The 22,300-nt window shown below is 68.5% G+C and carries 17 protein-coding genes; 8 read left to right on the top strand and 9 right to left on the bottom strand.

What is annotated here, in order from left to right:
- The first annotated feature begins 91 nt into the window (after positions 1-91).
- From IEW34_RS22210 to IEW34_RS22200, 3 genes are read left to right on the top strand one after another with little or no spacing between them, the layout of a single operon-like run.
- The gene (locus IEW34_RS22210; RefSeq protein WP_188611524.1) at positions 92-1,027 is read left to right on the top strand and encodes a FecCD family ABC transporter permease; all 936 of its coding nucleotides are present in this window, start codon (positions 92-94) and stop codon (positions 1,025-1,027) included.
- Complete coding sequence (locus IEW34_RS22205) at positions 1,027-1,839, top strand: ABC transporter ATP-binding protein (protein WP_188611398.1); 813 nt, start codon at positions 1,027-1,029, stop codon at positions 1,837-1,839. The genes IEW34_RS22210 and IEW34_RS22205 overlap by 1 nt, the downstream gene beginning before the upstream one ends.
- Positions 1,836-2,849, top strand: coding sequence for a DUF6925 family protein (locus IEW34_RS22200; protein ID WP_188611397.1), 1,014 nt, complete (start codon positions 1,836-1,838; stop codon positions 2,847-2,849). Before IEW34_RS22205 ends, IEW34_RS22200 begins: the two co-directional genes overlap by 4 nt.
- 63 nt (positions 2,850-2,912) lie before the next feature.
- On the opposite strand, the gene IEW34_RS22195 is transcribed toward IEW34_RS22200, so the two are convergent.
- The 7 genes from IEW34_RS22195 to IEW34_RS22170 form a co-directional block, all read right to left on the bottom strand.
- On the bottom strand, positions 2,913-3,605 hold the full coding sequence (locus IEW34_RS22195) for a response regulator transcription factor (protein WP_188611396.1): 693 nt from the start codon (positions 3,603-3,605) through the stop codon (positions 2,913-2,915).
- The gene (locus tag IEW34_RS22190) at positions 3,602-6,334 is read right to left on the bottom strand and encodes an ATP-binding protein (protein WP_188611395.1); all 2,733 of its coding nucleotides are present in this window, start codon (positions 6,332-6,334) and stop codon (positions 3,602-3,604) included. Before IEW34_RS22190 ends, IEW34_RS22195 begins: the two co-directional genes overlap by 4 nt.
- Before the next feature lie 131 nt (positions 6,335-6,465).
- Positions 6,466-7,074 (bottom strand): K(+)-transporting ATPase subunit C, encoded by a 609-nt coding sequence (locus tag IEW34_RS22185; protein ID WP_188611394.1) that lies wholly within the window; start codon positions 7,072-7,074, stop codon positions 6,466-6,468.
- Positions 7,075-7,088: 14 nt separating this feature from the next.
- Complete coding sequence (gene kdpB / locus IEW34_RS22180; RefSeq protein ID WP_188611393.1) at positions 7,089-9,215, bottom strand: potassium-transporting ATPase subunit KdpB; 2,127 nt, start codon at positions 9,213-9,215, stop codon at positions 7,089-7,091.
- Between the two features lie 50 nt (positions 9,216-9,265).
- Complete coding sequence (locus tag IEW34_RS30350) at positions 9,266-9,427, bottom strand: hypothetical protein (protein ID WP_210324560.1); 162 nt, start codon at positions 9,425-9,427, stop codon at positions 9,266-9,268.
- 3 nt (positions 9,428-9,430) lie between these two features.
- Positions 9,431-11,134 carry a potassium-transporting ATPase subunit KdpA gene (gene kdpA, locus IEW34_RS22175; protein WP_188611392.1) on the bottom strand — a complete coding sequence of 568 codons (1,704 nt, stop codon included), beginning with the start codon at positions 11,132-11,134 and terminating at the stop codon, positions 9,431-9,433.
- Between the two features lie 108 nt (positions 11,135-11,242).
- Positions 11,243-11,332 (bottom strand): K(+)-transporting ATPase subunit F, encoded by a 90-nt coding sequence (locus IEW34_RS22170; protein ID WP_188611391.1) that lies wholly within the window; start codon positions 11,330-11,332, stop codon positions 11,243-11,245.
- A gap of 537 nt (positions 11,333-11,869) precedes the next feature.
- On the opposite strand from IEW34_RS22170, the gene IEW34_RS22165 reads away from it, so the two are divergent.
- The 5 genes from IEW34_RS22165 to IEW34_RS22145 all read left to right on the top strand — a co-directional run bounded on the left by IEW34_RS22165 (position 11,870) and on the right by IEW34_RS22145 (position 19,600).
- Positions 11,870-12,661, top strand: coding sequence for an enoyl-CoA hydratase-related protein (locus tag IEW34_RS22165; protein WP_188611390.1), 792 nt, complete (start codon positions 11,870-11,872; stop codon positions 12,659-12,661).
- A 1-nt stretch (position 12,662) separates the two neighbouring features.
- Positions 12,663-13,436, top strand: coding sequence for a VOC family protein (locus IEW34_RS22160; RefSeq protein WP_188611389.1), 774 nt, complete (start codon positions 12,663-12,665; stop codon positions 13,434-13,436).
- A 158-nt stretch (positions 13,437-13,594) separates the two neighbouring features.
- Positions 13,595-15,229: an AMP-binding protein gene (locus IEW34_RS22155; protein WP_188611388.1), complete on the top strand. Its 1,635-nt coding sequence runs from the start codon at positions 13,595-13,597 to the stop codon at positions 15,227-15,229.
- 242 nt (positions 15,230-15,471) lie between these two features.
- Entirely contained in the window at positions 15,472-18,747 is a 3,276-nt protein-coding gene (locus tag IEW34_RS22150; protein ID WP_210324559.1) for a glycosyltransferase, read from the top strand.
- An 88-nt stretch (positions 18,748-18,835) separates the two neighbouring features.
- Positions 18,836-19,600, top strand: coding sequence for an acyltransferase (locus IEW34_RS22145; RefSeq protein ID WP_188611386.1), 765 nt, complete (start codon positions 18,836-18,838; stop codon positions 19,598-19,600).
- A gap of 82 nt (positions 19,601-19,682) precedes the next feature.
- Here the strand turns inward: IEW34_RS22145 and galE are convergent, their stop codons facing one another.
- A complete protein-coding gene (gene galE, locus IEW34_RS22140) occupies positions 19,683-20,663 on the bottom strand; it encodes a UDP-glucose 4-epimerase GalE (RefSeq protein ID WP_188611385.1) in 981 nt (326 codons plus the stop codon).
- Positions 20,664-20,822: 159 nt separating this feature from the next.
- On the bottom strand, positions 20,823-21,833 hold the full coding sequence (locus IEW34_RS22135) for a GT-D fold domain-containing protein (RefSeq protein ID WP_188611384.1): 1,011 nt from the start codon (positions 21,831-21,833) through the stop codon (positions 20,823-20,825).
- Positions 21,834-22,300 lie beyond the last annotated feature (467 nt).

Genomic DNA, 22,300 nt, shown 5'->3' with positions numbered 1-22,300 from the left:
GTCGAGCGTGGCCGCGCGCCGTTGGGATTGGTCCGAGGGGGGGCGCTATGCGGCGCTGGTCGCGATTCTCGCCGTGGCGACGATCGGCTGCATGGCCGCGTCCCTGCTCGCCGGCTACGCGCCGCTCGATGTGCCGGCGGCTTTCGCCGATCTCGTTGCCGGGCGCGATACGCTGGCGGCGCTGGTGCTGCTGGAGCTGCGGCTGCCGCGCGCCCTGCTGGGCGCCCTCGTCGGCTTCAGCCTGGGCATCACCGGGGCGGCCATGCAGGGCCTGCTGCGCAACCCCCTGGCCGAGCCCGGCGTCGTCGGCATCTCCGGCGCCGCCGCGCTCGGCGCCGTCGTCGTCTTCTATTCGGGGCTGGCCGGCCTCGTCGCGCTGGCGCTGCCGCTCGGCGGCATCGCGGGCGCGGCGCTCGCCACCGTCGTGCTCTACGGCCTGGTCGGCCGCGGTGCCGGCACCATGACGCTGGTGCTGGCCGGCGTCGCCATCAACAGCTTCGCCGGCGCGTTGACGTCGCTCGCGCTCAACCTCTCGCCCAACCCATATGCGGCGACGGAAATCATCTTCTGGCTGATGGGCTCGCTCGCCGACCGCAGCCTGGCGCACGTCTGGCTCACCTTGCCGCTGATGGGTCTCGGCTGGGCCCTGCTCATCCTTTCGGGCCCGGCGCTCGACGGCCTGACGCTCGGCGAGGACACGGCCCGGAGCCTCGGGTTCAACCTGGAGCGGCTGCGCCTCCAGCTGATCTCCGGGGCGGCGCTCGCCGTCGGCAGCGCCGTCGCGGTCAGCGGTGCCATCGGCTTCGTCGGCCTCGTCGTGCCGCACCTGCTGCGGCCGCTGGTCGGCCACCGCCCCGGCCGGCTGCTGCTGGTCAGCGGCTTCGGCGGCGCCGTGCTGACGCTCGCCGCGGATGCCGCCGTGCGGCTGCTGCCGATCCGACCCGAGCTCAAGCTCGGCGTCGTGACCGCGATCGTCGGGGCGCCGTTCCTGTTCTGGCTGATCTACCGGCTGCGGCGGCTCGCCTGATGCGCATCGACGCCCGCGACATTCACGTCCGGTTCGGCGATGCGCAGGTGCTGCGCGGTGTCGCTCTCGCGGTGGGCCCGGGCGAGATGGTCGGCCTGATCGGTGCCAACGGCGCCGGCAAGAGTACGCTGCTGCGGGTTCTCGCCGGCGTGCAGGCGCCGGGCGAGGGGGCGGTGCTCTACGACGGCCGCCCGTCTCGCGCCATCGGCGAACGCGAGCTCGCCCGACGCGTGGCCTTTCTCGCCCAGGACGGCGAAGCGCTGTGGCCGCTCAGCGTCGCGGCGGTGGTGGCGCTGGGCCGCTTGCCCTACCGCAGGCCGTTCGCCGGCCTCTCGGCCGCCGACAGGGCCGCCGTGGGGCGCGCCATGGGCGCTGCCGAGGTGAAGCCGTTCCGTGAACGCGTCGTCGGCACCCTCTCCGGCGGCGAGCGCATGCGCGTGCTGTTGGCCCGCGCCCTGGCCGTCGAAGGTGACATTCTGCTCGCCGACGAGCCGATCGCCGCGCTCGATCCGCTGCACCAGCTCCAGGTCATGGCGCTGCTGCGCGCCACGGCCCGGCGCGGCGCCGGCGTCGTCGTGGTGTTGCACGACCTCACCCTGGCGGCGCGCTTCTGCGGCCGCCTGGTGCTGCTCAGCGGCGGGCGCGTGCTGGCCGATGGACCCGCCGAGGCGGTGCTCGCCGACGCCAACGTGGCCGAGGCCTACGGCGTGACGCTGGCGCGCGGTGAGCGGGCCGGCGAGACCTACCTGTTGCCGTGGGAGCCGGTCGCCGTCGGCTGCCACGGCCATGCTCATATTCGGGAGGAAAGATGACGCAGGCTGTGCCGTTCGATCAGGTCCGCACCTGGCTCGGGAACGCGGAGACGCAGTGGAGCCTCGGCACCTTCGGCGCCATCGGCGAATTCATGCGCGACCCGGAGGAGCCGGTCACGCGAAGCGACGGCCCGCAGGCCGCCGGTGCCGTCACGGCGCGTGGCGGCGTGCGCCTGACGGCTGGCGGCGACCTTCGCCTCATCGCCTACGAGACACCGAACCGCGATGGAGCGAGCTGGAGCCAGGCGGTGGCCCTGTGCCTGCCCGATGGCGCCTGCGCCATGTGCCGGAATACGGCGTTGGCCGAGCTCGGTCCGGACGAGGAGCCGCTGCGGGACGAGGACCGCGGCGCGGTGCTGTTCGACCTCGGGCTCGGTACGGTGCAGGTCGACATGTGCGTGCGCACCGCCGATCAGCACCTCATCGAGATCCTGCGCGGCGGCGTGGGCCGGCCGGTGTTCGAGCCCGGCAACCCGGTGATGGGGGCGATCGTCGCCGCCGGGCCGAACCGGGTGTTCCTCAGCCGGCTCGGACGGCTGGAGGTGTTCCAGCCGATCCCGCCGCCGGGCGGCGTCAGCCCCGAGGGGCCACACACCCATCTCCTGCCGCAATTGCTGCGGGCCGGCCGCACCCATGCGGCGACGACGCCCATTCCCGCCGGCTGGGTGCCCTTCGCCCACGCCTTTCCGCCCAGCCCGCTCAAGGACGGGATGGGGCAACCGCGGCCGTTCCAAGGCGCCGCTCACGTGGCTTTCCAGGCCATCCTCGCGGCGCACGGCCTGCCGGAACTGGTGGACGTGAAGCGGCGGCTGACCGCCGCCGTGGGTGCCGGGGAGCCGCCGGACGGCTTCGAGGTGCCCGACAGCAAGTTCGCTCGCGCCGCCGTCCGGGTCGCTCTGCGCCAGCTCGTGCACGAGGGCGTCACCCCGGCCGTGCTCGCCCCCTGGACCGCCGCGCTCGACCCACGGGCGGCCGAGGAGGACGAGCAGGAGCAGCCGGCCCACGGTTGAGGTAAACCCCGCGGCGTCATGGCCGGGCTTGACGCGGTGCGGGGCGGCGGCACCCGCGCCGGCTCACTCCGGCGCTCGCAGGCGATAGCCCACGCCGGTCTCGGTCAGGATCAGCTGCGGCTGCTCCGGGTCGGCTTCGATCTTCTGGCGGAGCTGGCGCACGTGCACGCGCAGGTTCTGAACGTCGGCGGAGCCGCCCCAGACCTGGCGGATCAGGAACTGGTGGGTCAGCACCTTGCCGGCGTGCTGCACGAACACCCGCAGGATGTCGTACTCGCGCGGCGTGAGCTTCACCTCCTCCGCGCGGCTGTGCACCAGCCGTCGGACCAGGTCGACGGTGAGGTCGCAGACCTTGAACACCGGCTTCTCGCCGTGCTGCTGGAAGCTGTGGCGCAGCGCCACGCGGATGCGGGCGACCAGTTCCTTGGTGCCGAACGGCTTGGTGACGTAGTCGTCGGCGCCGAGCTCCAGCGCCTCGACGATGCCCGCCTCGTCCGTGCGGCTCGATAGGACCATCACCGGCGTCGCGATGCCGCGTTCGCGCCACTGCTTGAGCAGGGTGCTGCCGGCCACGTCCGGCAGGCCGAGATCGAGGATGACGAGGTCCGGCGGCGTGCTCGTCATCGCCTCCTCCGCGTGGCGCCCGGTCCCGGCTTCGACCACTTCGTAGCCCTGGGTGCCGAGCCCGGTGCGGAGCAGCTTGCGGATCGGCGGCTCGTCGTCGACGACGAGAATACGGACTGGGCTCGCACTCATGCGTTCTCCTCCGCCGCGGCCGGTGTCGGCGCCTGGGCCGGAACGGGCAGCGTGATGGTGAAGACGGCGCCGGAGCGATCGCTGCGGTTCGCCGCGGTGATGTGGCCGCCGAGCGCCTCGACGAAGCCGCGGGCGATGGCGAGGCCGAGCCCGGTGCCGGCGCGCACCCGGTCGCCCTTGGTGACACGGTGGAACTTGTCGAAGATGCGCTCCAGGTCGTCCGGCGGGATGCCCTCGCCCTCGTCCAGCACCTGCAGGTCGACCGTCCGTCGCCCGGTGTCGTGCCAGCCCTGGATGCGGACCGTCGATCCGGCCGGCGCATACTTCGCCGCATTGTCGAGCAGGTTGAACAGCACCTGCTCGAGCAGCACCGGGTCGGCTTCCACCATGGGCAGGCCGGCGGCGAGCTCCACGTCGATCTGGTGGGCACCCAGAATGCGGCCCGCCCGGTTGAGGGCGCTGCCGACGATCTCGCCGAGGTCGGCGGGGTCGTGGCGCGGCGCGACGGCACCGGCCTCCAGGCGGGTCATGTCGAGCATGTTGGCAATGAAGCGGTTGAGCCGCTCCGACTCGTCCTGGATGGTGCCGACCAGCTCGGCCTTCTCGCCTTCGCTCAACAGGCCGGGGTATTCGCGCAGGGTGCCGGCCGCGCCCATGATCGCCGCGAGCGGTGTCTTCAGGTCGTGGGAGATCGACGTGAGCAGCGCCTGCCGCAGGCGGTCGGCCTCGGCGGCGCGCTTGGCGCTCTGCATGTCCGCCATCAGGTTGAACTGCTCGATGGCGAGCGCTGCCTGGTCGGCGAGCGCATCGACGAGCCGGCGCTGCTCGTGCGTCAGCAGCGGCCCCGGGCGGTCGCCGTCGAGCCCGACCACGCCGACGACACCCCGGCCGGTGCGCATCGGCAGGAACAGCCGCTTGGCGCCCGGCAGCGTGTCGGCGCCGCGGCCGGCCGGGTGATTGTTCTCGTAGGTCCACTTGGCGGCCGCGACGTCCGCGGCGTCGAGCCGGTCCTCCGGCGGGTAGCCGGCGCGCACCTCGATGCCCTGGGCGCCGGGCAGCAGGAACACGATCCTGAGCTTCAGCATCGATGCCATCTGATAGGCCGTCGCCCACAATACGTCGTCGAGGTTGGTCACGCCGGCGAGCTTGCGGCTGAAACTGTAGAGTGCCTCGGTGGTGCGCGAGCGTGCTTGCGCCGTCACCGCCTGAGCCCGCACGCGCGCCGCGAGGTTGGAGACGAGCACCGCGACGATGGTGAAGAACAGGAACGATGCGACGTTGGTCGGATCGGCGATTGTGAAGGTAAAGCGGGGAGAAAGGAAAAAGAAATTGTAGAGGAGCGAGGCAGATCCTACGGCCAGGAGCGAGGGAAGAAGGCCGAATTTCATTGCGACGATGACCACCGCCGTGAGAAAGACCAGGTCGACGGCCTCGAAGCCGATCAAAGGCGATATGAGATAGGCGATGCCCAACGCGAAGGCGATCGCGACAAGCGCCGCTGCGAACGGGACCGGATCGATGCGCCCTGCCGCCGGCCGCGTGCTGACCGTCTTCTTCGGCAGCGGATTGGCCGTCAGCTCGTCGCCGGCGATGACGTGCACGCTGATGCTGCCGGCGTCGCGCACCAGGTCGTGGACCACCGATCCGTGCAAAATCTCGAACCAGCGTGAGCGCGTCGACTTGCCGATGACGATCTGCGTCGTGTTGTGGGCCTGGGCGTGGATGACCAGATCGTCGGCGATGCGGCGGCCGCCGCCGGGCAGGATCAGCGCCTCGCCGCCAAGCCTCTCGGCCAGGCGCAGGGTGTCGGCGATGCGGTCGCGCTCGTCCTCGCTGAGCTGGCTGCTGCGCCGGCTCTCGATGTGGACCGCCGTCCAGGGTGCATGCAGGCGGTCGGCGAGGCGCTTGGCGTAGCGCACCAGCCCGGCGGACTTGGCGTCCTCGCTGACGCAGACCAGCACGCGCTCTCCGGCCGCCCAGGGGCCGGAAATGGCGTTGGCCTGCATGTGGTTGAGGAGCTGGTCGTCGACCCGCTGGGCCGTGCGGCGCAGCGCCAGTTCGCGCAGCGCGGTCAGGTTGCCCGGCGAGAAATAGTGGCCCAGGGCGCGCTCCGCCGTCGCCGGCACGTAGACCTTGCCCTCCTTCAACCGGCGCATCAGGTCCTCGGGCGTGATGTCGATGATCTCGATCTCGTCGGCACGGTCGATGATCGAGTCCGGCACGGTCTCGCGCACGCGGATGCGGGTGATCTGGGCGACGACGTCGTTCAGGCTCTCCACGTGCTGGATATTGAGCGTCGTGTAGACGTCGATGCCGGCCCCCAGCAGTTCCTCCACGTCCTGGTAGCGCTTGGGATGGCGGCTGCCGGGGGCGTTGGTGTGGGCGAGCTCGTCGACCAGGGCGAGGGCGGGGCGGCGCGCCAGTAGCGCGTCGAGGTCCATCTCCTCGATGTCCTGGCCGCGGTAGTGCTCCTTGCGCCGCGGGACGACGTCGAACCCGTCGACCAGCGCCTCCGTCTCCGCGCGGCCGTGCGTCTCGACCACCCCGATGACGACGTCGGTTCCCTCGAGCCGCTTGCGGCGCCCGGACGACAGCATCTCGTAGGTCTTGCCGACACCCGGCGCCGCGCCGAGGAAGATCTTGAGCCGCCCGGTCTCCTGGCGCTGCGCTTCGGCCAGCAGCGCCTCGGGCGACGGTCTCTTGTCGGCGTTGCGACGATCGTCGGGCATGGAATGATTGTGATGCGGTCGGCCGGCCGGCGCCAGCGTATTTCCCGATCAGGTGGGTCGCCTGATCGGCGAGGGATGCTTCCAAAGCATCGGACTGGAGCGCCCCGGGAGCGCCCGGCGGGGCCGGATCGTCAGCGCTTGCCGAGATCGTCCAGGGCGAGATTCAGGGCCAGCACGTTGATGCGTGGCTCGCCGAGCACGCCGAGCAGACGGCCTTGCACGTTCTGCTCGACCAGCCGGCGCACCTGCCCCTCGCCAAGGCTCCTCGCCTTGGCGACGCGAGGAACCTGGAACAGGGCCGCCTCCGGCGTGATGTCCGGATCCAGCCCCGAGGCCGAGGTGGTCACCAAATCCATGGGCACCGCGGCGCCGGCCGACGCCGCCGTGCGCAGCATCTGGACATCGGCCTGGACGCGGTCGATCAACGCCTTGTTGGTCGGGGCGAGGTTCGAGGCGCCGGAGTTCGCCGCGTTGTAGGGCGCAGCGACGGACTTGGAGGGGTCGGCCGGGTCGGGCGCCACGGTCGCCGACAGACGGCCATGGAAGTAGCGGTCGCCGGTGAAGGCCTGGCCGATGAGGGCCGAGCCGACCACCTGTCCGTTGCGCTCGATCAGGCTGCCGCCTGCCTGGCGCGGGAACACCGCCTGGGCGATGCTGGTGATGGCGTAGGGATAGGCGAGGCCGGTGATCAAGGTCAGGGCGACGATCATCACCAGGGCGGGGCGAAGCTGTTTGAGCATGGTCACAGGTCCAATCACGCGAGGCCGACGGCGGTGATGACGATGTCGACGAGCTTGATGCCGATGAACGGCACGATGATGCCGCCGAGGCCGTAGATCAGGAGGTTGCGGGCGAGCAGCGGGCCGGCGCCGATGGCCCGGTAGCGCACGCCCTTCAGCGCCAGCGGGATCAGCGCCACGATGATCAGGGCGTTGAAGATGATGGCCGACAGGATGGCGCTTTCCGGCGTCTTCAGGCCCATGATGTTGAGCAGCCCGAGCTGCGGGTAGATCGCGGCGAACATCGCCGGGATGATGGCGAAGTATTTCGCCACGTCGTTGGCGATGGAGAAGGTGGTGAGCGAGCCGCGCGTCATCAGCAACTGCTTGCCGATCTCCACGATCTCGATGAGCTTTGTGGGGTCGCTGTCGAGGTCCACCATGTTGCCGGCCTCGCGCGCCGCGACGGTGCCGGTGTTCATGGCGACGCCGACGTCGGCCTGGGCCAGGGCCGGGGCATCGTTGGTGCCGTCGCCGCACATGGCGACCAGCTTGCCCTTGGCCTGCTCGTCGCGGATCAGCTGGAGCTTGTTCTCCGGCGTCGCCTCGGCGAGGAAGTCGTCGACACCCGCCTCGGCGGCGATGGCGGCCGCGGTCATGGGGTTGTCGCCGGTGATCATCACCGTGCGGATGCCCATGCGGCGCAGCTCGGCGAAGCGCTCGCGAATGCCGCCTTTGACGATATCCTTGAGGTGGATGACGCCGAGCAGCTTGCCGTCGCGGGCGACGGCGAGCGGTGTGCCGCCGGCCTTGCCGATACGCTCGGCGATGGCCTGGATCTCGCGGACGCTGTTGGCGGAGGCGGACGGTCGCACCGCCACGGCGGCGTGGGTGCCGCCAGAGGCAGGGGCGGAGAGGGGCGCCGACACGGCCGCCGACACCTGGGCGCTGACGGCCGCGAGGACCGCCTCGACCGCGCCCTTGCGGATCGACGAGCCGCCGATGTCGACACCGCTCATGCGCGTCTGGGCCGTGAATGGCACGAAGTGCGCATCCAGGCTCGCCATGTCGCGCTCGCGGATGCCGTATTTTTCCTTGGCGAGCACGACGATGGAGCGGCCCTCCGGGGTCTCGTCGGCGAGCGAGGAGAGCTGGGCCGCGTCCGCCAGGTCCCGCTCCGCGACGCCGGCGACGGGGAGGAACTCGGTGGCCTGACGGTTGCCGAGCGTGATCGTGCCGGTCTTGTCGAGCAGCAGCGTGTCGACGTCGCCCGCCGCTTCGACGGCGCGGCCGGACATGGCGAGCACGTTGAAGCGCACCAGCCGATCCATGCCGGCGATGCCGATGGCGGACAGCAGCGCCCCGATGGTCGTGGGGATCAGCGTGACGAACAGGGCAACGAGCACGATGACGCCGATCGAGCCGCCGGCGTAGGCGGCGAAGCTGGGGATCGAGGCCACGGCGAAGACGAAGATCAGCGTGAGGCCCGCCAGCAGGATGTTGAGCGCGATCTCGTTGGGCGTCTTTTGCCGCTGGGCGCCCTCGATCAGGCCGATCATGCGGTCGAGGAAGGTGGAGCCCGGGGCCGAGGTGATGCGGACCTTGATCCAGTCCGACAGCACCTGCGTGCCACCGGTGACCGCCGAGCGGTCGCCGCCGGATTCGCGGATCACCGGGGCGGACTCGCCGGTGATGGCCGCCTCGTTGACGGAGGCGACGCCCTCGATGACCTCGCCGTCGGAGGGAATGAAGTCGCCTGCCTCCACGAGCACCACGTCGTCGGGCTGGAGATCCAGCGCCGGAACAGACTGGAAGAGGTCGCGCCGATCCGGATCATGGAGGCGCTTGGCCATGATGTCGATCCGAGCCTGGCGCAGGCTGTCAGCCTGGGCCTTGCCGCGCCCCTCAGCCACCGCTTCGGCGAAATTGGCGAAGAGGAGGGTGATCCAGAGCCACAGGATGATCTGGAAAGAGAAGCCGATGTTCGCGCCGCCGGTCACGAGGTCGCGCGCCAGGAGGACCGTCGTCAGGATCGCGACGACCTCCAGGACGAACATGACGGGGTTCTTGATCTGGACGCGGGGATCGAGCTTGGCAAAGGACGAGCCGATCGCCGGCACGAGTATCTTCGGATCAAGGACGCTCGAGGACGTTTTCGCCATCTTGGTCGCTCCACGGCCATGAGGCCGGTCAAAGAGGTGTTGCGCGGCTCTCAGCCCGCCGATCCGGCGAGCAAGCGAAGGCCGAGGGTCAGGAGAACCAGCAGGGCCGCCGAGCCCAGGATCACCTCCGACGCGCGCAGGCGCGTCGGATAGGCGCGGCGGGAGAGGTCAGCCACCGGTCTTGGGCCACGCGAGGTGCGGGAGGCGCGCATGGCTCAGTTCCCCGCGGCGAAGGTCTGCCCCGCCATCATCGCCAGCTGTTCGACGATCGGCCCCAGCGCCAGGGACGGGAAGTAGGTGAGGCCGCCGATGATCAGCACCACGCCGACGAGCAGGCCGACGAACAGGGCGCCGTGCGTGGGGAAGGTGCCGGCGGAGGGCGGCACGGTCTTCTTGGCGGCCATGGAGCCGGCAATGGCCAGCGCCGGGATGATGACGAAGAAGCGGCCGATCATCATCGCGATGCCGATCGTCAGATTATACCAGAGCGTGTTGCCGGTGAGGCTGCCGAAGGCCGAACCGTTGTTGGCGGCGCCCGACGTGTAGGCGTAGAGAGCTTCCGAATAGCCGTGCGGGCCCGGGTTGCCCATGGACGCCGTGCCGGTCGGCAGCACCACGGCGATGGCGGTGAAGCCCAGGATCACCAGCGGCAGCACGAGGATGCCGAGCAGCGTCATCTTCACTTCCCTGGCCTCGATCTTCTTGCCGAGGTACTCGGGGGTGCGGCCCACCATCAGGCCGGCGACGAACAGGGCGATGATGACCATCAGCAGCATGCCGTAGAGGCCGGCGCCGACGCCGCCGATGATCAGCTCGCCGAGCTGCATGTTGAGGAGCGGGATCATGCCGGCGAGCGGCATCAGGCTCGAATGCATGGCGTTGACCGCGCCGCAGGAGGCGGCGGTGGTGACCACGGCAAAGAGCGTGGAGGCGAGCGTGCCGAAGCGGACCTCCTTGCCCTCCATGCTGGCGCCGTCGAGACCCAGCGCATGCAGCGCCGGGTTGCCGGCGGCCTCCACGCCGTAGCAGACGGCGACGCCGGCGAGGAACAGCACGCCCATGGCGGCGAAGATCGCCCACCCCTGACGCTCGTCGCCGACCATGCGGCCGAAGACGTTGGTCAGCCCCGCGCCCACGGCGAAGATCGCGACCATCTGGAGGAGGTTGGTCAGCGCGTTGGGGTTTTCGAACGGGTGCGCGGCGTTGGCATTGAAGAAGCCGCCACCGTTGGTGCCGAGCATCTTGATCGCGGTCTGCGAGGCGACCGGGCCGACGGCGATGGTCTGCTTGCCACCCTCCAGCGTGACGGCGTCCACATACGGTCCGAGGGTCTGCGGCATGCCCTGCCACACCAGGACGAGGGCGAGGACGACGCAGATCGGCAGCAGCACGTAGAGCGTCGCGCGGGTCAGATCGACCCAGAAATTGCCGACCGTGCGGGCCGAAGCACGCGCGAAGCCGCGGATCAGCGCGACGGCCAGCGCGATGCCGGTGGCGGCCGACACGAAGTTCTGCACGGTGAGGCCGGCCATCTGCGTGAGATAGCTCATCGTGCTCTCGCCACCGTAGTTCTGCCAATTGGTGTTGGTGACGAACGAGATTGCGGTGTTGAAGGCGAGGTCCGGCGCGACCGCGGTCATGCCGGCCGGGTTGAGCGGCAACGCGCCTTGGGCTCGCTGAAGGGCGTACAGCAGTAGGAAGCCGAGGCCGTTGAAGAGCAGCAGCGCGAGGCCATAGGTCAGCCAGTGCTGCTCCTCACGCTCGTTGGTGCCCGCGGCCGCGTAGAGCGCACGCTCGACGGGCCTGAGCCAGGTGACCTCGCCATTGAAGACGCGGGTCATGTAATAGCCCAGCGGCTTCACCAGCGCGATGATGATCGCGCAGTAGAGCGCGACCTGAATCCAGCCGTTGACAGTCATGGTACGACCTCGCGTGAGCATGAACCGCAAAATGAGGCCGGCTTTGCGATAAGATCATGCTGGAAATTTAGATAGATCTGGCTGATTTCGTTAGGTGATCAGTCGGATCTAGAACCGCTCGGGGCGGAGCAAGGCATAGGTGAGATAGACGAGCAGACCTGCCATGACCAAGGCGGCGAGCTGATAGTCGAAGCTCATGCGCCGGCCCTCACAGCTGTTCGCACGCGACCGTATAGGCCACGGCGACCGCGAACAGGCCGAAGCCCATCGCAAGAACAATCACGTCCAGCATCGAAGCACCCTCGAAACGCGTCCGTGGCCAGGGCCGCGGGCCGTGGCGTCGGGAACGCTCGGAAGCTGATAGGGAACCCGTAAGGGATCGAGAGACGTGGCGAGCCGTCTTTATAAGAAAGTTATAAAGGCCCGGCGCTGCTCAGGCCTCGACGGACGGGCGCGCCGTCGATCAGGGCGCCGCTCCGCGCGACTACGTGCGCTGGTCCAGCGAGGGGCGGGGCGATTCCATGGGCTGGTGCGCTCGCTGGATTGAGCCGTCCGCATCGCGCCATTCCGCCGGGGAGGGTTTTCGCGTCGTCAAAAAGCTGCTCCGATAGGGAAGTGGCCTCGCCTCCACAGAGCGGCGAGCCCTGCGGGAGAAAGCGCTGATGAACAACGCGATGCGGGCAATGCTCGAGCGGCCGATGGGACCGCACCGGGCCAAAACGATGGGCGGCCCCAATGGCTGAGGTGCTGCTCGAAACGCTCGACGACGGGTTGCTGACCCTCACTCTCAACCGGCCCGAGCGGCGCAATGCGCTCAACCCCGAAATCCTCGAAGCCCTGCTCGACGCGACCAGGCGCGCGGCGTCCGATCCCGCGGTCGCCGCGGTGATGCTTACCGGCGCGGGCGGCAGCTTCTGCGTCGGCGGCGACGTCAAGGCGATGGCGGCGGGCGAGGGGCGCTCCGCGCTGCTGGACGACCGGGTCGAGGACCTGCGCCGCAAGATGGAGGCGGCGCGCGTGCTCCACGAGATGCGCAAGCCCACGATCGCCGCCATCGAAGGAGCGGCCGCGGGGGCGGGGCTATCGCTGGCCCTCGCTTGCGACCTGCGCATTGCCAACCGCTCGGCCAAGCTCACCACCGCTTTTGCCAAGGTGGCGCTGTCCGGCGACTTCGGCGGCACCTATTTCCTGACCAAGCTGCTCGGCAGCGCCAAGGCGCGCGAGCTCTACCTGACCTCGCCGATCCTGACCGCCGACGAGGCGCTCGCCGTCGGCCTCGTCACCCGAGTCGTCGACGATGGCGGCTTCCAGGCGGCCGCACGTGCTTACGCCATGGCCCTGGCGAAGGGCCCGCGCCTCACGTTGGGTTACATCAAGCACAACCTCAACATGGCGGAGTATGCCCCGCTCGAGGCCTGCTTCGACAACGAGGCGCTGAACCATACGCGCGCCGCCACCACCGACGATCATCGTGAAGCTGCTGCCGCCTTCGTCGAGAAGCGGCAGCCCGTGTTTCGGGGACGCTGACATGGCCGACTACTTCCGCCTCCGCCAGATTGCGCTGTGCGCGACCGACCTGGACAAGGTCAAAGCCGATGTGCCGGCGATCTTCGGCGTGAAGCTCGCCTACGAGGATCCCCACGTGCGCAAGTACGGCCTCGTGAACGCGCTGTTCCCGTTCGGCCTCTCCTTTCTCGAGGTGGTGGCGCCGGTCGAAGACAACACCGCCGCCGGCCGCTTCATGGAACGCAGCGGCGGGGTCGGTGGCTACATGGCGATCTTCAATTGCAGCGATCCCCTGCGCCGCGGTGCCCACGCCGAAGCGATGGGCGTGCCGATCGCCCATCCGCTCGACCACGACGGTTTCGTCGGCGTGCAGCTGCATCCGCGCCAGTGCCGCGCCGCCATGCTCGAGTTCGATCGCACGCCGGGCGAAGAGGATCTCAAAGGGTCCTACTATCCGGCCGGCGGTGACGGCTGGCAGCATGCCATCAAGACCGACGTGACCCAGTCGCTCAAGGCGATCGTGGTCGAGAGCCCGGACGCCGAGGGGCTCGGCCGCCATTGGGCCAGGCTGATCGAGAAGGACTACGTGGCCGATGCCGACGGCGGCCACATCGACGTCGACATGACGCAGATCCGCTTCGCCAAGGCACCCGCCGGCACCCGTGAAACGATCCGCACGCTGATCGTTGAAACGGTCGATCCCGCCGGCGTCCTGAGCCGTGCGGCGGCCAAGGGATATCCGGTCGCCAACGGCGGCTTCGAACTCGGCGGCGTGCGGTTCGTGCCGCAGGCCTGAGCGCTTCGGCCCGGCGCCGAGGGCGGCCTGGAAACGATCGCCGAGAGCAGGGGCAGGAGCCGGCTGCTGCCCGCGGCCAAGCTTCACGACGAGCAAGACCAACAAGACATCATGCGCTGCGCCGCAGCCGGCCTGCGACATGGGATGGGGAGAACCAGATGACCGATACGGCCGGCGTGAGCACGCGGGATCCGCGCATCCCGCGTCCCGAGGATTGCATCATCGCTCTGTTGCTCGACCGCTGGGCGCGCGAGACACCGGACAAGGTCTTCGCCGTCTTCCAGGATGGCAGCAGCTGGACGTACGGCGAAACGCGTGCCCGCGTCCGGCAGACGGCGATCGGCCTTCAGCAACTCGGCGTGCGCCAGGGTGACTATGTACTGAGCTGGCTGCCGAACGGCCCCGACTGCCTGCGCGTCTGGTTCGCCATCAACTATCTGGGCGCCGTCTACGTGCCGATCAACCTGGCCTACCGCGGCCGCATCCTTGAGCACGTGCTCGCCAATACCGGAGGCCGCAGGCTCGTCGCCCATGCCGAGCTCATGCCACGGCTCGCGGACATCGATCGCGGCGGCCTGGAGGAGGTCGTGGTGCTGGGTGGCCCGGCTCATCCCGTCGCCGGGCTGACCGTGCATGACGGTGCCGTCCTGGCGCCGGAGGGGGGAGAGCTGGCGCCGCCAAGCCGGCCTATCGCCCCCTGGGACACGCAGGCGGTCATCTATACCTCGGGCACGACCGGACCGTCGAAGGGCGTGCTGAACTCCTACGTGCAGATCCACGAGGCGGTAAACCTCGCCTTCTCCTTCGTCGGGCCCGATGACCGCTATCTCGTCAATCTGCCCTTGTTCCACGTGGGCGGCACCGGTGCCGTCTACGTGCCGCTGGTGCGGGGCGGATCGTGCGCCATCGTCGAGTCGTTCGCGACGGACAAGTTCTGGCCCACCGTGCGTGCCACCCAGGCGACGACGGTCACGCTGCTGGGCGTGATGGCGAGCTTCGTCGTCAAGCAGCCGCCGTCGCCCCAGGATCGCAACCATACGCTCCGCTCGGCGATGATGGTGCCGCTGTGCGAGGATGCGACGCAGTTCTGGGAACGCTTCGGCTGTGAGGTCTATACCGTATTCAACATGTCGGAAACGTCCTGCCCGATCGTGTCCGGGCGCAACCCGGCGCCGCTGACCACGTGTGGGCGCCCGCGCCCCGGCGTCAGCGTCCGCGTGGTGGACGAGAACGACTGCGAGGTCGAGGCCGGCACCGTGGGCGAGCTGATCCTGCGCACCGACACGCCCTGGGGCATGAATCACGGCTATCTCAACAACCCGGAGGCGACAGCCAAGGCGTGGCGCAATGGCTGGTTCCATACCGGCGACGCCTTCCGTGTGGACGAGGAGGGCAACTACTTCTTCGTCGACCGCATGAAAGACGCCATTCGCCGGCGCGGCGAGAACATCTCGTCGTTCGAGGTCGAGACCGAGGTCTGCGCCCATCCGGCCGTCAAGGAGGCCGCTGCCGTGGCGGTGCCGAGCGAACACGCCGAGGACGAGGTGCTCGTGGCCGTGTCGTTGGCCGAGGGGGCTGATCTGGACCCGGCGGAGCTGGTGCGCTTCCTGATCCCGCGCATGCCGCATTTCATGGTGCCGCGCTATGTGCGCGTGCTGGCCGAGTTGCCCAAGACGCCGACGCAGAAAGTCCAGAAGCACGTGCTGCGCAGCGAGGGCATCACCGCCGACACCTTCGACCGCGACAAGGCCGGCATCGTCGTCAAGCGCGAGAAGATCGGCGCGGCCGCCTGAGAGCGCGTCCGGCCCGATCCGGGGGCGCTGCGGCTCTCGTCCGGGGGTAGCCCGGGCGTAGCGCCGCGCCTCCGTCCGCCGGCGCCGTGCCGATTGAGGGTAGCTCCCTCCATCGATCTGGGCCAGTATCGCCGCGTTGCAACAGCCAAGCCACGCGGATGCCAGACGAGAGACTGACGTTGATGTCGCCGGCCGCGCCTGACGGGGCCGGACGACCGGGGGAGGCGTTTGCGCAGCGAACCGTGGTCGAGGCTCCGGATCTCTTCTTCCTCTATCTGAGGGGCGAGGCCGATCACCAGCACATCGCGCCGCAGGTGGTGTCACGGCGAGGCCGCGAGGCGGAGTTCCACGTCGTCGAGCTGAATTCGTCGGTCGCCACCGCGCCGGTCCAGATTCTGTGGCCTATACCCGAACTGCGGGCCGCCCTGCGGGATCTTCCGGACGGCGCGACGCAGCAGGTCCTGCTGCGCTTTCCCGTGTGGGTCTCGTCCGGGCTCGCGTCCATGGTTGATTGGCTGGCCTTCGCCGAAGGCCCCGACGCGGCCAACTGCACCCTTTGGGGGCGCATCCCGCTCAGGGATGCCCAGGTCGCCCAGGACGGCTCGCTTCATACGCAGCTGCGCTGTCCCGGCTTCAACGGAGCGGGCGAGCTGTTCCTGGCTGTCCAGTTCCTGCCCGGAGGCCGTGACGTGGCCATCGGGTCGCCGGTGCTGTCCTGGGACATCTCCGCGCCGGCCCGGCCTCGGCAGCGGAACGACAACGGTTTGGGTCTCGCGCACGCAGCGGCACCGGCGCCGCGCCCAGCCGGGACCGCCGCGACGCTTCGCGTGGAGAGCAATCAGCGCCTCTCGATCGCCATCAGGTCGGCGCGCCCGGCGCCCGAGCTGGCGCTGACCCTCAACGGCATTCCGCTGGACGAGTTCGCCCCGTGGACGGAGATCGTGGCAGGCGAGGAGTGGCTCGCCGAGCTGGATATCGCCTCGTTCTACGGGGTGGCGCTGAGAGCCAACCCGGAGCTCGCCTTCCCGCTGCGCTTCGCGCTCGTCGACGCGGTCACGCAGACGGAGATCGCCGCCGCGACGCATGAGGGGCCCGCCTATCGCGCCCGTGGGCACATCGATACGGTCGCCGCCGGCGCAATCAGGGGCTGGGCGGCGGCCGGTCAGGGCTGGGACGAGCCGATCGACGTGACCGTGCTCGTCGACGGCGCCCCCGTTCATACGCTCACCGCCGGCGAGCCCCGCGGGGATCTGGAGAGGTTGGGCATCGCGGCCGGCTATGGCGGCTTCTCGCTTCGCTTCGGCGTGCACCCGGTCTGGCCCGTGCGTCCGCTCAGCGAGGTGAAGATCCAATGGGCGTTGAACGGCCAGGACATCGCCACGGCCAAGCAGGCGATGGGGGCCGCCCCGCGCACGACGCAGCGGTCGAAGGTCTACGCCGCCTTGGCGGCCATTCACGCCAAGCGTCCGACGGTCTCGATCGTCATCCCCGTCTACAATGCCGCCGAGGAGCTGAGGGCGTGCCTGATCTCGCTGAGGCAATTCACGCCTCGCGAGGGCGTACGCTGGATCGTCATCGACGATTCAAGTCCCGACGCGGACGTAGCGGCGGTTCTATCGGAATATGTGTCCGCCGATGGCGTAGAAATCCATAAGAACGAGGCGAACATCGGCTTTACCCGGACCGTCAACAAGGGGATCGCGCTCGCCGGTGGCGACGACGTCATCCTGTTGAACTCGGATACGACGGTGATGCCCCGCTGGCTCGAGAACCTGAGGCTGGCGGCCTATTCGGACTGGAACGTGGCGACGGTGACGCCCCTGTCCGACAATGCCGGCCCCTTCTCGGTGCCCCAGCCGGGTGCGCAGGACCGGCTGGCGGGCGGCGCCTTCGACGAGCTGGGCCGCCTCGTCTCCAAAGCGAGCGCCCGTCTCTGGCCGGAGGTCCCCACCGGTCACGGCTTCTGCCTCTACATCCGGCGCGACTGCATCGAGGCGATCGGCCCGTTCGACGCCGAAGCCTTTCCGATCGGCTATGGCGAGGAAAACGACTTCTGCATGCGCGCGCTGCGCAGGGGTTTCAAGAACATCATCGACGACCGGACCTTCATCCACCACGTGCGGTCGGCGAGCTTCGGGGAGGCGAAGCAGCCTCTCTACCGAAGCGGCCGGGAGATCATCGACGAGCGCTATCCGGAATACACGGAGCTGGTCCGGCAATGCTTCACCGGCGTCGACATCGCCACGATCCGCAGCCGCGTCGGCTCGGCGCTGCTCCACGCGCAATGGCCCACGGCGCGGGTCAAGCGGTCGATCCTCTACGTCATCTCGAAGGAGACCGGCGGCACGCCGCAGACCAACATCGACCTGATGAACGGCGTGTCCGACGACTACGACACCTACCTGCTCAAGAGCGACAATGTCACCGTCACACTCGAGAGGCATTCGCCGCAAGGCCGGGAGTTGCTGGAGACGCTCGATCTCGACCTGCCGCTCGAAATCACCTCCCACAGGTCGCAGGAATACGACAGCGTCGTAGCGGAATGGCTTGTCGCTTATTGTATCGACATGATCCATATCCGCCACTTCTGCTGGCACAGCGTGGGACTGTTCGATGCGGCTGCCATGCTTGGCGTGCCGGTCGTCATGTCGTTCCACGATTTCTATTTTGTCTGCCCGACCATAAAGCTGCTCGATCACGATCTGACCTATTGCGGCGGGACTTGCACCGCGGGCGAAGGCCGCTGCCGTGTCGACCTGTGGAAGCCCAGGTCGATGCCCACCTTGAAGCATCGCTGGGTGCATGCGTGGCGGGCCATGTTCGCCGGCCAGCTCGGCAAGTGCGCGGCGTTCGTGACCACCTCGCCCTACGCCAAGCAGGTGCTCCTCCAGGCGTTTCCCACTTTGGCCGAGCGCCCCTTTCCCGTGATCCCACACGGGCGCGACTTTCAGGGCTTCGCGCGCACGGCGCCGCTGCCGTCGCGCCACGAACCGCTGCGCATCGTGGTGCCGGGCAACATCGGGCCGCCCAAGGGCTCCGAGTTGCTCAAGGCGGTGAAGGAGCTGGATGTCGGCAATGTGCTCGACATCCACATCGTCGGCAACGCCGACAAGGGGTTGGCCGACGCGAACATCACCCTACACGGCGCCTACGAGCGCGAGCGGGCGACGGAGATATTCGCCGCCCTCAATCCGCACATCGGCGCCATCCTGTCCATCTGGCCGGAAACCTACTGCCATACGCTGACGGAGCTGTGGTCTGCGGGCATTCCGGTGCTGGGCTTCGACCTCGGGGCGGTGGGCGAGCGCATCGCGCAGCACCGGGGCGGTTGGCTGATGCCCATCTCGGCCCCGGAGGAGGTGTATCGGTTCCTGTTGAGCCTGCGCTCCGACCCGGCCGAGCTCGCCCGGGGCGCGCGCGCGGTGCACGCCTGGCAGGAAGGGGAAGGCAGCCACTACACGGTCCGGGACATGGCCGGCGCCTACAAGCACCTCTACAGGGAGGTGGGCGGATGGTGATGGCACGGCGGATGGCCCTCGCGCGATGGGCGTGCCCTCCGGATGTGGCAGGGACCTGGCCGGTCCGCCTCAGCCTGGACGCCCACTCATGACCGCTTCCCCCAGGCCGGACGCGCACGTGGCGCGGGGCGCCTACGTCCAGATGCAGGCGTCGTGCGAGGATCTGGAGTCGCTCGTCACGTTTCCGGACGCGGCCTTTCTACCGGCGCTCGCGTCGTCGACATACATCGATCCCTGGGATGTCAGGGACGGCGGGGCCGTCCTTGCGGCCGGGCCCTTCAGCGTCGAGCGATCGGCCGCGATGAGCGTCTACGGGCCAGGCGCGCTGCTCCTGCTGGGTCCCGACGTCAGCCTGGACGGCACGAAGTTCCTGGCCCGCGGGCGAAACTGCGTCATCTACGTCGGGGCGGGCTGCAAGCTCCGTCACGTCGTCATCGAGGCCAAGGGGCGCAACAGCTTCGTCGCGATCGGAGCAGGGACGACGTGGGAATCGGGAGGCTGCATCGCCTCCGGCGAGGGGGTGCACATCGTCGTCGGCGACGACGGCATGATCTCCAACAACGTGATGGTCCGAACCGAGGACGGCCACGGCATCTTCGATCGGACCAGCCATGAGCTCGTCAATCGCGGCGCCTCGGTCGTGATCGAGCCGCACGTCTGGCTCGGCAACGGCAGCAAGGTCGGCAAGGGGACGCGCATCGGCAGAGGCTCGGTGCTCGGCGGCTCCTCCGTCGCGACGAAGAACCTGGATGCCCACAGCGTCTACGCCGGGGCGCCCGCCGTCAAAGTGCGCGCGGACATCAGCTGGTCGCGCACCTACAGCTGGGACGCCATTCCCGACGAGTATCGCTGAGACGGTCGCGCCGGCCCCCGATCAGCTACGCCATCGGAGGGAGCGGGCCTGCTTCAACCGGCCGCGCCCATGGGTGCCCGCGTCAGCCTCCGAAGCGCTTCTGATGCCAGCGCCAGGCGTCCGCTATGATCTGCGGCAGCGCCGAGCGGGTCGGCCGCCAGCCCAGGCGCGCCTGGGCCTGGGCGGGATTGGCGACCAGTGCGGTCGCGTCGCCCGGGCGCCGCGGTGCGGCCTCGATGCGGATGGCGCGGTCGAGCGCCGCCTCGGTCTGCCCGATCACGTCGAGCACGGAGCTGCCGGTGCCCGTGCCAAGGTTGACGGCCATGGTGGGGCCGCCCCGGGCGAGATAGTCGACGGCCTTGACGTGGGCGTCCGCCAGATCGCAGACGTGAATGTAGTCGCGGATGGCGGAGCCATCCGGTGTCGGATAGTCCGATCCGAAGACGCGGATGGCTTCCCTGAGGCCGAGCGCCACGTCGAGAACGAGCGGGATCAGGTGCGTCTCGGGCACATGGTGTTCGCCGATCTCGGCCTTCGGATCGGCGCCGGAGGCGTTGAAGTAGCGCAGCCGCACCGACCGCAGGCCGTAAGCCTGGCTGAAGTCGTCCATCATCTGCTCGCAGACGAGCTTGGTGAAGCCGTAGGGGCTCAACGGGCCCTTGGCGCAATCCTCGTCGATCGTTGCCCCCCCGTGTGCACCGTAGATGGCGCAGGTCGACGAGAAGACGAGTTCGCTCACGCCACGGGCGACCATGCAGTTGAGCAGGTTGAGCGTGCCGGAGACGTTGTTGTCGTAGTAGATTTCGGGGTGATCGACCGACTCCCCGACAAGGGACTTGGCGGCGAAGTGCATGACCGCGGCCGGCTTGTGGCGATCGAACACGTCGAGGAGAAAGTCGCGATCGCGGACATCCCCGTCCTCGCAGGGGCCCCAGCGGACGAAGTCCCGGTGACCGGTCGTGAAGTTGTCGATAACCACCGGCCGGTAGCCGCTGGCATGCAGCTCCTGGCAGCAGTGACTTCCAACATAACCCGCTCCGCCTACGACCAAGACCGCCGTCATCGCATCACCTCGCGTCAGCTTCACCCCTTCGGCCGCGCACCTCCGCCCCGATCCGGAGCCAGCAGGCCGGGCCGGTGAGCGTCGATCGGCCCGGGACGACTACAGTCTCGCCGGGCGGGTGTCCATGTTCATGCTGCAATGCGACAATTCCGGGCCTGCTCACGCATCGGGGCGGGTTCCCGGCATCAAGGTGCGTTGCCGCATGGTCAACATGAAGCTGCGGGTGTTGCGACCGGCCCAGACATCCATGATGCTGCCGATGTCGATGGCGATGCCGCCTGCATCCTTGATGGCCGACGCATAGATTTTTCCGCAGGGGCCGGCGCCGATGAAGGTCACTCCCTCGAAGTTCCCGGCTTTGATCTGCACCATGAGTTGATCGAAGACATCGGGAAAATGGGGCATCGATTCGCTCCAGCCGGCGCGCGAGGTCTCGAATTTGTATTCGGTGGGCACTCTGTGCTGTGTAATGCGCGTGCCTGGAAAGGCCGCCTCGAGCTTCTCGCGGACATCGTTGCCGGTGATCAGGTTCAACTGACCTGCCTCCGCGGCGAGCGTCTTGAGCAGGCCGGACTCTTCCATCTTGATGTGGATGTTCGTCGTCGTCAGCAAGCTCTGCCTGCGCAGGTGCGGCTTGATGAGATGGTCCAGCAGCCGCCACTCGATCTGGTTTAGCTCGAGCTTCTGGTCGTTCGTCAGATTCTGGATGGCTCCGAGTGTCAGCGCGGTCTCCCGCGCTTTCTCGATGTCACTCACCTTCTCCCGGAACGTGCCGACAACGTCAGCGTCGGAGATGGCCCGCTCAAGCTGCGTTCGGAGGGGCTCGAAGCGCTGCGGGGCGTCCGCGTGGGTGCCGAAGAAATTGGTCATCCACATCATGAAACGCGCTTCATGGACGAACTGCGGATAGCCGAGGACAACGGATTCGCCGTCGCCGCAGCGGATTAGGCTGAATGATTTCTTCTGCTCGACAGCAGAGTATACGCTTTTCTCAATATCGCGTGGCTGAAAAAGGTCGACGGCAGGCTCAAACATAAGGACGGCATCGCTCGCGGCACAAAAAATGCTCGTACCACGCAAGCGTAGCTGTAACAATCGATTTACATCGCCGCCGCCCCGGTGAAACAGGGCGGCTACGTATCGGTGAGACGCATACGACACCGTGAGCATTCCACGATTTCCCGCGGTGTTGTTGCACCGGCATCGCGCAACGCGGACGAGCATGATCGGTCCCCGTTATGGGCGGCAGCGATACGCCGCGGATCGATCGCCCTGCTGCCCCGGGACGCGCTCAGGGATTGCAATTTTGTCTGTCGGCGTCTTTGCGACGTGGCGAGGGCGGCGCCATCGGCCGTCGCCCCCTGCTCATTTCTGCCGAAATTGTGAGCAGCTATGCGCCGAAACGATTTCGAACCGTTGTTCGGCGCGGATCGAAACGTCGATGCGGCCGCGCTCCGGCTTGACGCAGGGGTCTTTTGTTGAACTGTCACGGGCCTTGCTTAGAGCTTCGTCGCCTTCCTCTGCGGGAGGAGGGTGCGAAATGGCTGGCCTGTCCGGGCCGGCCGGGGGGCGGATGAGGGCGCGCGTGCAATCATTTGGAAACGATCTGCGACTTGAAGTGCCGCGTGCCTCGCATA

It is taken from the genome of Chelatococcus reniformis, assembly GCF_014640075.1.
GTDB lineage: Bacteria > Pseudomonadota > Alphaproteobacteria > Rhizobiales > Beijerinckiaceae > Camelimonas > Camelimonas reniformis.
This window is presented reverse-complemented; position numbering and strand designations above follow the sequence as displayed.